This window comes from Halobacteriovorax sp. XZX-3 (assembly GCF_043196495.1).
GTDB lineage: Bacteria > Bdellovibrionota > Bacteriovoracia > Bacteriovoracales > Bacteriovoracaceae > Halobacteriovorax_A.
This window is the reverse complement of record NZ_JBEBMO010000002.1, coordinates 1,014,633-1,027,046: the sequence shown is the minus strand read 5'-3', so window position 1 is coordinate 1,027,046 and position 12,414 is coordinate 1,014,633. Positions and strand designations below refer to the sequence as shown.

Below are 12,414 nucleotides of genomic sequence, written 5' to 3'. Positions count from 1 at the left end.
CTATCTTTCTATTTCAAAAAGAGAGATAATCTCCGAATGGAAGATTTCACATTAGTTCAAGCTCTCATTATTTTTACTCTCATTACTTTCGCAGGATTTATCGACTCCATGGCCGGAGGTGGTGGCCTAATAACAATCCCTACTTATATTGCAACAGGTGTCCCTGCTCACCTTCTGCTTGGTACGAATAAATGTGTTTCATGTATTTCAAAATCACTTTCAATCATTCGCTATGTGAAGCGTGGCAAGATTGACTTTAAATTTATTCTACCTCCAACAATTGCAACTTTTAGTGCTTCTTTAATTGGTGCCCAACTTAGCACTATCCTTGAGTCAAAGCACATGGTCTATATTTTAATCTTAATCATTCCAATCATCTTCTTTATGAACCATCTAAAGAAGAAAAGAGAATTAATGGATCACTCTCCACTTGAAAAGATGCAGGTTCTTTTTCGCTCAGTTCTTATTGGACTAGTCATTGGTGGTTATGATGGCTTCTTCGGCCCAGGAACCGGAACATTTCTTATCATCTCAATGATGTTCTTTCTTCATTTCGACATACTTGATGCCTCACCTCATGCGGCATTTATGAACTACGTAAGTAATATTGCGGCCTTTATTACGTTCTTAATCAAGGGTGCTATTATGTGGAAGATTGTTGCAATCGCCCTGCCGGCAGGACTTCTTGGGAATTACCTCGGCTCAAGCCAAGTTATTAATGGCAATAAGGCCACAGTCACAACAGCATTTAATGTTGTTCTTGTGGGCCTTTTATTTAAGTCTATTTACGATATTAGTACGATGTAGGGCAAGAAACTTTTCTAAGTTTAAAAGTGAAAGCGCGATCGATATTGCGAGCTTGAGATTTTAGTTCAACACTTCCCTCAAAGAAAGCTCCAACTTTATTAATTGAAAGCTTTAGGCGGTGATCTACTTTCTCATACATCTCTTTTTGCGAACGATACATATAAATATCTTCATCAACCTCATAGCTTAGCGAATTCTCACTCCAAGAATATTCACCTAGGTCTTGGAAGAGAATAATTGGTGAATACGAGTAATACACATCATCTCTTACACCAGTAAAGAAATTGAAAACATTGATTGGCTCAATACGATTAGTCTCAACATTTTTATAAGTTCGAGAAAAGCTATAATCTTCATAAGTGGTAAGATTTCTCTCATAATCAGGCCCATGTGGAACAGACTGCTGATTATGTTCAATTGTTTCAAAACATCCGTATAGCTCTTGAGGAGTGATTGCAAATAGGTTTACTGTAACAAGTAAGCTTAATAAGTATTTCATGTGAAAATCCTTTTCATTTTTATAACTTAGCTACCATTTTAGGTGACAATTAAATTATGAGCAAATAAGCAAAACTTACATCAATAAGAAAATTTAAAGATGTAACAAATCACAAGAACTTTACAAGGCGCTGACTTCGTTCAACTTAGGGACAGATAGAATGAGAATGTACTAAGGATGTGTATATGAAATATTTTTCAATTCTTACTCTTTGCCTATTATTGACGAATCCTAATAATGAATTGAGAGGACAAGGGGGAAATTCAATTAAGAATAAAAGCAAACAGGCCAACTTTATTTCTCGTATTCGACTGAATACAAGAAGAAGCCTTCTTTATTATCCATTCATTCCACGCTACATGATCGCATAGTGCTTAATGCTTAATGATGAAATCTTCTTTTGGAAATCTAAACTGTGGGCCATAGACGCCTTTGTTAGAACGCTTTCCTACTCCAAGTACCATTGTGACATGATCCTTGCATCCAAGACCTAATAGCTTCTTTACGCGTTTAGCATCAAAGCCTTCCATTGGAAGCGTGTCATAACCTTGAGCGCGAATTGATAGCATGATATTTTCACAGGCAAGTGCCGTTGTCTTATGTGCCCAAGTTCTAAGCTCAGATGGAAACATTGGCTCACGAAAGATCACTTGGAATAGGCCAATTGTATTATAGAACGCCCATTTAAGAGGTGAAAAAATACCAAAAGGTCCCATATAACCATAGGCCATTGGGGCGATCTTTGAATAGTACGCTTTTACGGCCTTAGGAACTTCAATGCCATCTTTCTTTGAGGCGGCTTCAAGAGAAGCAAGCATGCGCTCACAATTCCTCTTCCAAGTACCAGTCTTTGCCACACAGACAATTAGATGCTTTGCTGTTTTGGCACCATTTTGACCAAAACAAAGTTTTGCAAGTTCTGATCTCTTATCCTCAGATTTAACCCAGTGAAACTCCCAAGGTTGAAGATTAGAAGAATTTGGTGCAAGCAGACCGTGCTCAATTGCCTTTTGAACAACCTCATCCGGAACTTCTTCATCACCAAAGACACGAACAGAGCGGCGTGAAGAGACAACTTTTTCGAATTCTTTAAAATCAATTTCCGGAGCAACTTCCGTATAATTTAATTCAAGTTCTTCAGTAAAAATATTATCACTCACGCCAGTCTCCCTTCGTTAACTATGAATTTAAAGTTTTAGATAGTTTTTCAAAAACATTCTTCGAAGTCTTTTCGTCATTAACGATTGCTTCAAGCTCAAGACGTGCAATCTCTTTAAGATCAGCTGGCATCTTACGGTAATCATTAAATGCACCAGCAAGTCGAGAACCTGATTGAGGGTTAATTGCATCAACCTTTCTAATCATTTCAGCAATGAACTTAAGTCCACGTCCACTTTCGTGATTGAATTGAACTTTATTACGAGCAAATGTTCCAATTAGTGACGATACTAAGTTTGGTACATTCATATCAAAGACTTCATCTTTCATTAACTCTTGTACGCGATCAAAAGTTGAGTCATCACTTGAACTTGCCTGAACACTTAGCCACTTTTGCATAACAAGAGTTTGATCTTTAAAACGTGTATAGAACTCTTGTAAAGACTCAGCAGCACCAGGAAGCTTTTCGTGAACGATAACAGCTAGAGAGTTCATCATATCAGTCATATTTGTCGCAGTTTCAAAACACTTACGAGCAAGAGCTTGGTGTCCATCAATTTTAGCAAGACAACTAAGAGTAAAGCCTCTTAACCTTCTCTCACCCATTGCCTTAGCATCTACCTTGAATTCTCTTTCCGTACTAAGATCATTGTAAATAGCAACTAGATCTTGTTCATAAGTACTCGCAAGTAGCGTATATAACTTTTCTCTTGCTTCATCGATAGCGCGATAATCTGGGATAGTAATTGTTGAAGCAATATCAGTCATTGATGGAAGCCCAAGACATACGGCCTTAAACTCTTCATCAATATTTTGATCCTTAAGGATTGCCCCCCATGCTTGAATAAATTTCTCATCAACTTGGTAATTTGAATCACTAAGAAGTGCATGGATATTTTTAAGAGCAAGTGCTTGTCCCGCTTCATAACGATTGAAATCGTCATTATCATTTGCCATTAAGAAAATGAAGTCTCCATCTGTTAGATCCGATCGCAGAACAACAGGTGCACTAAAGTTTCTATTTAGAGATGCTACTGGTCTTTCTGTGATATTTTCAAATACGAATACTTCTGAATCTTTTTTAATATGAAGAAGTCCTCTTCCAAGATCAGCTTGATCGTCTCTATTTTTCAGAGCAAGCTTCATATCAACACCTTTGCTATCAAGAAGTCCGATAACAAATGGCATATGGAATGGCTCTTTTGTTGGCTGCCCTGGTGTTGCAGGCGTTGATTGATTTACAGTTAGAGTAAATTCATTTGTCGCTTCATCGTAACTAGTCGTTACATCAAGAACAGGTGTTCCCGCTTGATCATACCATCTTCTAAATTGTGAAAAGTCATAATTATCGTTTGCGACACTCATTGCATTTGTGAAATCTGCTGTCGTTACCGCTTGTCCATCATATAGCTCAAAATACTTATCCATACCACGTTGGAAACCTTCTTCACCTAGAAGAGTATGGTACATACGAATAACTTCAGAACCTTTTTCATAAATTGTCATTGTATAGAAGTTATTCATTTCAATATATGACTTTGGCTGAATTGGGTGTGACTGCGGGCCAGCATCTTCAGGGAACTGAGCTGCTCTAAGATTAATAACGTCGTTAATACGACAAACTGATCTTGAGTTTAGATCTGCAGAGAACTCTTGGTCTCTAAATACAGTAAGACCTTCTTTAAGAGTTAGCTGGAACCAATCACGACAAGTTACACGATTTCCTGTCCAGTTGTGGAAGTACTCGTGTCCAACTACTGATTCAATACCAAAGAAGTTATGATCTTCTGCTGTCTCTTTTGAAGCAAGAACGTAAGCAGAGTTAAAGATATTTAAACCTTTGTTCTCCATTGCACCCATATTGAATGAGTCAACGGCAACAATCATATAGATATCAAGATCGTACTCAAGTCTAAATCTATCTTCATCCCACTTCATTGACTTCTTAAGTGATTCCATTGCATGGTGAGACTTATCTTCATTTCCTTTATCGACAAAAACCTGAAGCTTAACTTCACGGCCTGACTTTGTTGTAAATGTATCTTCAATTAGAGCTAGATCTCCAGCGACAAGAGCATAAAGGTATGCAGGCTTTGCAAAAGGATCATTCCACACAGCAAAGTGCTTCCCACCTTCTAGATCGCCTTGTTCAATTAGGTTTCCGTTAGATAATAGAAATGGGTATGCTGCTTTGTCTGCAACGATCTTAGTTGTAAAAATGCTTAAATTATCTGGACGGTCGATAAAGTAAGTAATTCTTCTAAATCCTTCAGGCTCATTTTGCGTACAAAACATTCCACCTGATTTATATAAACCATCAAGTGCAGTGTTGGCCTTTGGGTTAATTTCATTGTGAATCTCAAGAGTGAACTTTTCTGTTGGAAGTGCACTAAGAGTTAAGATCTCTTTTTCTTCGTTGTAGTTTTTAAATTCTTCGCCGTTAACTTTTACAGATTTTAGAATTAATTCTTCACCATTAAGTTCAAGAGTCTGACCGCTTAATGGGACAATTTCCATCGTTGAATATACTTGAGTTTTTGTATCATCTAAATGAAATTCAAGATTAACTGTCTCGATTTTGTGAGTTGGCGCTTGGTAATCCGCCAAATACTTGACCACAGGAGTTTCGCTTTTCATATATACCTCGTTATTTCCTATAATTTTGAGTATTTATTTGTAGAATTTGCCACAATTTGAACTGAATGAAAACTTTGATTAGAATATATTTAATATTAAACACTTAAATTAATTTAGAGATTATTAAAGTGAGAACTTGATGGATGCGAATAAGAAATTTTATTTCTCAGAAATTCCCTTTGAAGAGAAGATAAGTTTTTTAAAAAGGGCCCTAAGCGATGGATTAATCATTGAAATCTGGCGCAAAGGACAAGAAAAAGACAAAGTCGAAAGCTTCAAAATTAAATCTTTTGATGAAAGTGAACTCGAATTCACTCTAGACTTTGACGCAAGCCTAATTGCGAAATTGGCAGGTTCAAAAAACAAGGACAATGAAGTTCTTCTAAAAATTAAGTTTAAATCAGTTATTTTATTTTCGAGTTCATACCTAAGCTTCATTGCGGCAGAAGAAGTTTATAAGCTTAAAGTTGATCGTCCCGTCTATAAGAGTCAGCAACGATCTAACTACCGCTTGCATGCAAATGCTTACATCCCTATTCAGATTAAAATCGAAGAAGATGTCTTTGATTGCAACGATATCTCGGCCGGTGGAATTAGCTTTAACTGCCCAAAAGACTTCGCTGATAAATTCAAGAAAGAATCAATTTTTGATAATGCGACAGTAAGACTTGCGTCGAAACGTTTTGAAATTCCACAAGTAAAAATTGCAGCGACTTGGCCAATTGAAAATAATGAAGAAACACCAATGGGTATTGGTATCGCCTTTATGAATATGGACAAAGAAGTCGAAGAAGATCTTGTGCTTTCAATTAATTCAGAGGCCCGCGGAGAAGAGCTTAGGAAGCAGGCGGCAATGAAGAAAGGCACTTAGAGCTTTTATTTTCTTTTAAATTCAATTCTTTGAAATAAGTATCTAACTCAACTTGTTTGAGAATATCTTTTAATACCCTCTCATTACCTTTAGAAAAGTAATCCTTGAAAGCAAGAATTGTTTCAAGCTTAGGGCACCCGATTGGCATACTAAGAATGAAGGCATTAATATCTTCTTGCTTAATGCCCTCAGTGAGAAAGCGCTTATAATTTCTATCGTGCCAGGCCTCGAGGTAGCGGGCCAGATAAACAGATATTCCAGTTTTATGTGAATCAATTTTAAAAAAGTTTTTTGCAACAAAGTCCTTGAGATCTTCATGATTCGGAATGGCACTTATCAAGGCACCAAGATCTTTGTAAGCAATGCTGCCTTGATCTTTTTCAAGTAAGTGGATAAACATTCTCAAGTCTCCCGATTTCTCAAACCAAGGCCTAGGAAGCTTGATGGCCATGAGATAGAAAGACTTTTTGGCCTTATCAGAATTTGTAGCATTAACTAATTTTAAAAATTTTCCTCTAAGATTTTGGAAATAATCATAGCACTTATAGTGATGGCAGTTGGCCATTGCCGCTAAGTACATTTCGACTTGAACAGTGCTCATCTCCCCTTCTTCAAGTGAAAGATGAGAGCAGCCGCCAACAGAAATAAGCTTGCCACAAATATAGTAGATATCATCTCCATAATGAACGTGATACCTTTTGAACTCTTTCTTTGAACGATTTAAAATACTTACAAGTGAACTTCGGTATTCAATAGGCCCATTTAGAGAGCTAAGGATTTCTTTTCGATCACAAAAAGTATTTAAATCACAAGGAGGTTTCCAATCAGAAACTTCAATTTGTGTTTTTTCATCTTGAATATTCTGCTGCTGACACGAAGCAAAAACAGTTAAGATAATAAACATGATGCATGTTTTAAAAGTGAATAATTTAAGTACCATAGGCGCTGTCACTGTGCGTATAATTTGTTGACTTGTCAACTCAATCTAGCTAAATTCAAGCTTACCTCTATTATTAATACAATTCGAATGAGATGTGAAATATGGCACTAAAATTTTCTAGCGCAGCTGACCGCTTGATGGACATGGCAGCAATGCTAAAATCTAAAGATCTTTATCCTTTTTTCCGCCAAATTGGTGACTCAGAAGGAACGATAGTAAAGATTGATGGAAAAGATCAAATCATGATCGGTTCAAATAACTACCTAGGCCTAACACATCACCCTCACGTAAAAGAAGCGGCCATTAAGGCCATTGAAAAATATGGAACTGGTTGTACAGGATCTCGTTTCTTAAACGGTAACCTAACAATTCACGAAGAACTTGAAGAAAAGCTAGCGCGCTACCTAGGACACGAAAAAGCTCTTATCTTCTCAACTGGTATGCAAACAAATCTTGGTGCTCTTTCTGCTATCTGTGGGCCAAGAGACTGTATGCTCTTTGATTCAGAAAATCATGCTTCAATTATCGATGCCTCTCGCCTAGCAATGGGAACGACATTTAAGTATCGCCACAACGATATGGAGTCTTTAGAAGAGCAACTTGAAGCAAATATTGATCGCTTCCAAAAAGTAATCATCGTTGCAGACGGTGTTTTCTCAATGACTGGTGATATTGCAAACCTACCAGAGATGGTTAGACTTGCTGAAAAGTATGGTGCTTATATTTACGTCGACGATGCTCACGGTATCGGTGTTATGGGAGAAAAAGGCGCTGGGACAATGAACCACTTTGGTGTAACTGATAAGGTTCACTTAAACATGGGAACATTCTCAAAGTCATTTGCTTCAATTGGTGGAGTTCTTTCAGGTGATGCTGAAACAATCAACTATGTAAAACACCTAGCAAGATCTTTCATGTTCTCTGCTTCAATGGCACCATCTGCTGTAGCAACTGTTTCGGCATGTATTGACGTTATTAACTCTGACGATACAATTCACGATCGCCTATGGGACAATGTTAAATTCATGAGAAATGGTTTCCAGGAAATCGGTTTCTATACTTACAACTCTCAAACTCCTATTATTCCAATCTTTATTGGTGATGATGTTAAATCAATGCTTGTAACTAAATTTCTAGGTGAAAATGGAGTCTTTGCAACTCCAGTTGTTCCACCGGCAGTTCCTAAGGGAGAAGCATTAATCAGAACAAGTTACATGGCCACTCACAACAAGAGTGAGCTAACAAAAGTTCTAGAAGTTTTTGCAAGAGCAAAGAAAGAGTTTGATATCCCTTCGACAATGGGACACTAATTATATTTTTAAGGAGATAAGTCTATGGCCATTTATATCGAAAAAGTTGATATCTTAAACGATAAAAAGGCCCGTAAAAGATTTATTGACGTCCAATTTAATATTTATAAAGAAGACAAGTATTGGGTTCCACAACTACGCATGGAACTCAATAAACTCTTTAATCAAAAACATCCTTTTTATCAAACAGCGCAAAGTGCCTTTTACATTGCAATTAAAGATGGAAAAGATGTGGGCCGAATCATGGCCATCAACAATCACAACTATAACCAGTTCCATAGCACACAAGAAGCTCACTGGGGATTCTTTGAGGCCATCGATGATATCGAAGTCTTTAAGTCTCTTTTCAATTGTGCAATGGAATGGGGAAAATCACTTGGCCTTGAGCGATTTATTGGGCCATTTAATCCATCAACAAATTATGAATGTGGAACACTGATTAAAGGTCATAATGAAATTCCAGTTCTCATGATGATGTACAATTATGAATACTATCATCAATACTTAAGTGAGCTTGGTTTTACGAAAGCAAAAGATCTCCTGGCCTACCATATGAAGGCCGATTTCGAGATGCCGGAAGTAATCAGAAAGATTGCCTTAAGAGCGGAAGACAAGGCCAATATTACTTATCGTACAGTTTCTAAGAAAAATTGGGCAAAAGAAATTGATCTTATGTATAGCATCTACAATGATGCTTGGGAGCAGAACTGGGGCTTTGTTCCAATGACAAAGGATGAGTTCTACGCCATGGCAGCAGACCTTAAAACTGTTGCTGACGAAAAACTAATTCTCTTTGCCATGGTTAATGGTGAAGAAGCCGGCTTCATCGTGGCCCTTCCAGACTTCAATCAAGTCCTACATAAAATTCCAGATGGAAGGCTATTTCCAAAAGGTATATTTCAAGTTCTTCGTGCACCAAAGCTTATAGATGGTGTTCGAGTTATTACGATGGGTGTGAAAAAGAAGTATCGTCTGTATGGACTTGAATCAATTCTTTATTACAGATGCCATGAGAATATTAAACAGTATAAAAAATATAAGAATGTAGAGATGAGCTGGATTCTAGAAGATAATATCAATATGAATAAACCACTCATTCGCATGAATGCTGTTCCTTACCGAACATATCGAATTTTTCAAAAAGAGTTATAATGAAAGTCTTAGTTACTGGTGCAACTGGTTTTGTCGGCTCACATCTTTGTGACAAATTAAATCAACAAGGACATGAGGTTTTCGCTCTTGTGAGAAATCCTCAAAAGGCTCAGTCTTTAAACTTACCTGGCGAATATATCCAAGGTAGCCTTGAAGAGGCCTCAATCAAATCATGGGTAAGCGACCTACCAAAAGACTTAGATTGTGTTATCCATACTGCGGGAATTGTTTCAGCAAAACACTCTCTTACTTTTGCAAAGACAAATCACATTGCCACAGAGAATTTAATAAATCGCTTAAAAGTAAAATTTGAAAATATTCATTTTATGCTAATTTCTTCACAAGCTGCGGCCGGTCCTTCATCGCAATTAGTTGATGAAAGCATCGAATGCTTACCTGTTTCGGCCTATGGCCACTCAAAGCTTGCTGCAGAGATTGCAGTCAGAGAACTTTCTCCAGAGAGTTGGAATACCACAATAATCCGACCTCCAATGGTGATAGGCCCACGTGACAGTGCCGTTTTAGATGTTTTCAAAATGGTTAAGGGCCGTATTGTTACAGGCCCAGGACTTAACTTTAGAACGAAGAAATATAGTGTCGTTAATGTTTTTGACCTAGTCGATGCAATCATTCTTTGTGCATCTCAAGAGCAAACAAAACAAGAAACTTATTTTGTAACTTCCGTAGATGAAGTAACTTTTGAAGAATTAATCAATGAAATTTCGAACGCTCTAGGAGTTCAAAAGGTTATGTTTATGGCATTACCAATTTGGCTACTAAGAATAGTTGCGGGAATTATCTACACTCTTCCAATTCACCTACCTCTTACTGGAGATAAGATCAATGAATTGGAGCAAGATGCTTGGCTTTGCAGTAACTCAAAGATTAAGGCACTTGGCTTTGTCCCTAATTATAATTTAAAGGACACAATTGAGATGACAGCGAAGGACTACAAAGAGCGTAAATGGCTATAACTTAGTCTTCCTTAGGTCCTGTCACAGTTCTAAAAACATAATCCCATAATGGTGAACTTACACCGTACTTAGCTTTCTCATGTCTAAAGTGATGCTGAAGATGAAATTTCTTTAAGTAGCGCCCCACCTTTCCACTCATTTTAAAGTGATGAGTTGCATAGTGAATATAGTCATAGCAAAGATAGCCTATTGTGAAGAAGGCCATAAAACCTGGCATATAAAAAGCTGGAATAAAAAGTGAAAAGAATAGCCAAATCAGCCCCATGATCAAGATCGCTGGCACAGGCGGCATAACAAGCCTTGTCGGATCATTAGGGTCATCATGATGTAGCCCATGAAACAAGAACACAAATCGCTCTGAAAGTGGCCCAATAGGCTTTAAATGGAAAACAAAACGATGAAGTAGATATTCTGTAAGAGTCCAAATAATTAAACCACTAACTGCACATAGAATCATTTGTAGATGAGTGTAACCAAGTTCAAAATATGAACGATAAATTAGAAAACCAATAAATGGCGCCCAAAGCACTAGTGGCACAATTGGATGAACATGGGTAAATGACTCAAGAATTGGATTTTTAAATATTCTAATTGATTCGTACTTTTTCACAACTTCTACCTGATTAAATATCCTCTATTTCTACCAAAAAAACTCGCTCAAGTCAGCTTTTAGCGACCTAAAATGTCCAGCTTTAACCCATATTAACGTGAATTCAAAAGTAATAAATTTTTGTGATGTCAGAAAGTAGAAAAACATATTTTATAGAGTGTGTAAATACCCTACTACAAGGGAGATAGAATAATGGACTAAGTTAATTTTTGCTGCGAGCTACTGTAAGAAAAAATCTCTTGTGGTTTCTGTAAAATCGAATAAACTTATTAATAAGCAGAGACAAAAAATTAAAGACACTTCGGCGTTTCGGGAAAGGACTTTTTAGGAACGTCGTTTTTTTTCAAAATCATCTCAATCAATCTTAATAATCATTTAACTCGTTCTAATTTCTTCAATATATGGCTTCCATTGGCCCATCCACTGATTCATGGACGCATTAACTAGTGAATTACTCTCTGGATGTACATTTACACTACAATAAGTAAGACTTAGCGTATCTTGGTGCTTTCCAGCATCAATCGATGGGATATTATTCCAAGTTCCAGTGTTGAAATAATAACGACCTTCTGGGAATCGCCTCCACTCTTGTAAATGGGTATGCCCCATAACAACAGTATGAATCGAGCTATCGCGATCAAGAATCCTTCTGGCCATGCGCTCATAGCGTGGATAAATTGTGATCTGTTGAAGAATTTTTAAGTTTGTTTTGAAATTCGAGTTCTGTCGTGTGTAATAATTTGAGTGAGTCTTAATGACATAGTTAATACACGTGATAAATAGACGCCAAAAGAATCTTGTATCATTAAAAAGACACCATTTAACATATGAAGACATAGGCCTTACTTTATCAATATAAGGACGCTCTTTTTTAAGCTTTGGTAGAACGTTAATGCAAAAAAGAGAACCCCACGGAAAGTTCAATATATCCTTGCCACCAGGTCCGCGAATAAATTGTTTTGCCTTTGGTACAGTGTTTACAGCTTCAAATCGATGCCCATGTTCAACGTGTAGGCCATTTTCTAAAAAAGTTTCAGTAAAGATAATATTATCACCACAGATTTTTGAAAACTTCTCTTGTGCACCTTTAAAAAGCATACCAACATCGTGATTTCCTACAACATAGACAACACGCTTATGTGGCGCTCTTAAAAACTTTTTAAGACCTGCAAAAAAACGAGGGTGTCCTTTAGCGATATCCTCAATCTGTTTAATAGTCATTGCCTCATCGACGACATGAGTGAAAACACCATCTGAATCGATTTGAATGAGATTTAAGATATCTCCATTCATGATGATTGTTACAGGTTTCGAATAATATTCATTCGTTGAAAAGTAGTCGCAAAATTCATAGAAGCGATTGTCTTCAAAGAAATCTTCTAAGATATTAAATTCACCGTTTTGCAGGTAACTACCTTTGCCTAAATGGAGATCAGATAAGATTAGATACTTCATA

The 12,414-nt window shown here is 37.0% G+C and carries 12 protein-coding genes; 6 read left to right on the top strand and 6 right to left on the bottom strand.

What is annotated here, in order from left to right:
* Positions 1 to 36: 36 nt before the first annotated feature.
* Complete coding sequence (locus tag ABMA70_RS15515; RefSeq protein ID WP_103219048.1) at positions 37 to 807, top strand: TSUP family transporter; 771 nt, start codon at positions 37 to 39, stop codon at positions 805 to 807.
* Here the strand turns inward: ABMA70_RS15515 and ABMA70_RS15510 are convergent.
* Positions 794 to 1,306 carry a hypothetical protein gene (locus tag ABMA70_RS15510; protein ID WP_392992324.1) on the bottom strand — a complete coding sequence of 171 codons (513 nt, stop codon included), beginning with the start codon at positions 1,304 to 1,306 and terminating at the stop codon, positions 794 to 796. The two genes, ABMA70_RS15515 and ABMA70_RS15510, sit on opposite strands and share 14 nt — an antisense overlap.
* A 185-nt stretch (positions 1,307 to 1,491) precedes the next feature.
* Here ABMA70_RS15510 and ABMA70_RS15505 point away from each other — a divergent pair, with 185 nt between their 5' ends.
* Positions 1,492 to 1,677 (top strand): hypothetical protein, encoded by a 186-nt coding sequence (locus ABMA70_RS15505; RefSeq protein ID WP_392992326.1) that lies wholly within the window; start codon positions 1,492 to 1,494, stop codon positions 1,675 to 1,677.
* A 3-nt stretch (positions 1,678 to 1,680) separates the two neighbouring features.
* Here ABMA70_RS15505 and ABMA70_RS15500 read toward each other — a convergent pair whose 3' ends face one another.
* Complete coding sequence (locus tag ABMA70_RS15500; protein ID WP_392992328.1) at positions 1,681 to 2,466, bottom strand: nitroreductase family protein; 786 nt, start codon at positions 2,464 to 2,466, stop codon at positions 1,681 to 1,683.
* Between the two features lie 19 nt (positions 2,467 to 2,485).
* Positions 2,486 to 5,101 (bottom strand): aminopeptidase N, encoded by a 2,616-nt coding sequence (gene pepN / locus ABMA70_RS15495; RefSeq protein WP_392992329.1) that lies wholly within the window; start codon positions 5,099 to 5,101, stop codon positions 2,486 to 2,488.
* Between the two features lie 139 nt (positions 5,102 to 5,240).
* On the opposite strand from pepN, the gene ABMA70_RS15490 reads away from it, so the two are divergent.
* Entirely contained in the window at positions 5,241 to 5,972 is a 732-nt protein-coding gene (locus ABMA70_RS15490; RefSeq protein ID WP_103219053.1) for a PilZ domain-containing protein, read from the top strand.
* Here ABMA70_RS15490 and ABMA70_RS15485 read toward each other — a convergent pair.
* Positions 5,938 to 6,876, bottom strand: coding sequence for a hypothetical protein (locus ABMA70_RS15485; RefSeq protein ID WP_392992332.1), 939 nt, complete (start codon positions 6,874 to 6,876; stop codon positions 5,938 to 5,940). The genes ABMA70_RS15490 and ABMA70_RS15485 overlap by 35 nt on opposite strands.
* 137 nt (positions 6,877 to 7,013) lie before the next feature.
* On the opposite strand from ABMA70_RS15485, the gene spt reads away from it, so the two are divergent.
* The 3 genes from spt to ABMA70_RS15470 are packed head-to-tail and all read left to right on the top strand — an operon-like array spanning position 7,014 to position 10,348.
* Positions 7,014 to 8,222 carry a serine palmitoyltransferase gene (gene spt, locus ABMA70_RS15480; RefSeq protein WP_103219055.1) on the top strand — a complete coding sequence of 403 codons (1,209 nt, stop codon included), beginning with the start codon at positions 7,014 to 7,016 and terminating at the stop codon, positions 8,220 to 8,222.
* Between the two features lie 24 nt (positions 8,223 to 8,246).
* On the top strand, positions 8,247 to 9,374 hold the full coding sequence (locus ABMA70_RS15475) for an N-acetyltransferase (protein WP_392992334.1): 1,128 nt from the start codon (positions 8,247 to 8,249) through the stop codon (positions 9,372 to 9,374).
* Positions 9,374 to 10,348: an NAD(P)-dependent oxidoreductase gene (locus ABMA70_RS15470; protein WP_103219057.1), complete on the top strand. Its 975-nt coding sequence runs from the start codon at positions 9,374 to 9,376 to the stop codon at positions 10,346 to 10,348. The genes ABMA70_RS15475 and ABMA70_RS15470 overlap by 1 nt, the downstream gene beginning before the upstream one ends.
* A 1-nt stretch (position 10,349) precedes the next feature.
* On the opposite strand, the gene ABMA70_RS15465 is transcribed toward ABMA70_RS15470, so the two are convergent.
* Positions 10,350 to 10,958 (bottom strand): sterol desaturase family protein, encoded by a 609-nt coding sequence (locus ABMA70_RS15465; protein WP_103219058.1) that lies wholly within the window; start codon positions 10,956 to 10,958, stop codon positions 10,350 to 10,352.
* Positions 10,959 to 11,333: 375 nt separating this feature from the next.
* Positions 11,334 to 12,413, bottom strand: a complete 1,080-nt coding sequence (locus ABMA70_RS15460; protein WP_103219059.1) for a metallophosphoesterase — start codon at positions 12,411 to 12,413, stop codon at positions 11,334 to 11,336.
* Position 12,414: the final 1 nt, after the last annotated feature.

What these genes read in the sequence shown, in the direction of transcription:
- ABMA70_RS15515 (WP_103219048.1), top strand. Translation starts at nt 37, where the DNA reads ATGGAAGATTTCACATTAGTTCAAGCTCTCATTATTTTTACTCTCATT.
- ABMA70_RS15510 (WP_392992324.1), bottom strand. Translation starts at nt 1,306, where the DNA reads ATGAAATACTTATTAAGCTTACTTGTTACAGTAAACCTATTTGCAATC.
- ABMA70_RS15505 (WP_392992326.1), top strand. Translation starts at nt 1,492, where the DNA reads ATGAAATATTTTTCAATTCTTACTCTTTGCCTATTATTGACGAATCCT.
- pepN (WP_392992329.1), bottom strand. Translation starts at nt 5,101, where the DNA reads ATGAAAAGCGAAACTCCTGTGGTCAAGTATTTGGCGGATTACCAAGCG.
- ABMA70_RS15490 (WP_103219053.1), top strand. Translation starts at nt 5,241, where the DNA reads ATGGATGCGAATAAGAAATTTTATTTCTCAGAAATTCCCTTTGAAGAG.
- ABMA70_RS15485 (WP_392992332.1), bottom strand. Translation starts at nt 6,876, where the DNA reads ATGTTTATTATCTTAACTGTTTTTGCTTCGTGTCAGCAGCAGAATATT.
- spt (WP_103219055.1), top strand. Translation starts at nt 7,014, where the DNA reads ATGGCACTAAAATTTTCTAGCGCAGCTGACCGCTTGATGGACATGGCA.
- ABMA70_RS15475 (WP_392992334.1), top strand. Translation starts at nt 8,247, where the DNA reads ATGGCCATTTATATCGAAAAAGTTGATATCTTAAACGATAAAAAGGCC.
- ABMA70_RS15470 (WP_103219057.1), top strand. Translation starts at nt 9,374, where the DNA reads ATGAAAGTCTTAGTTACTGGTGCAACTGGTTTTGTCGGCTCACATCTT.
- ABMA70_RS15460 (WP_103219059.1), bottom strand. Translation starts at nt 12,413, where the DNA reads ATGAAGTATCTAATCTTATCTGATCTCCATTTAGGCAAAGGTAGTTAC.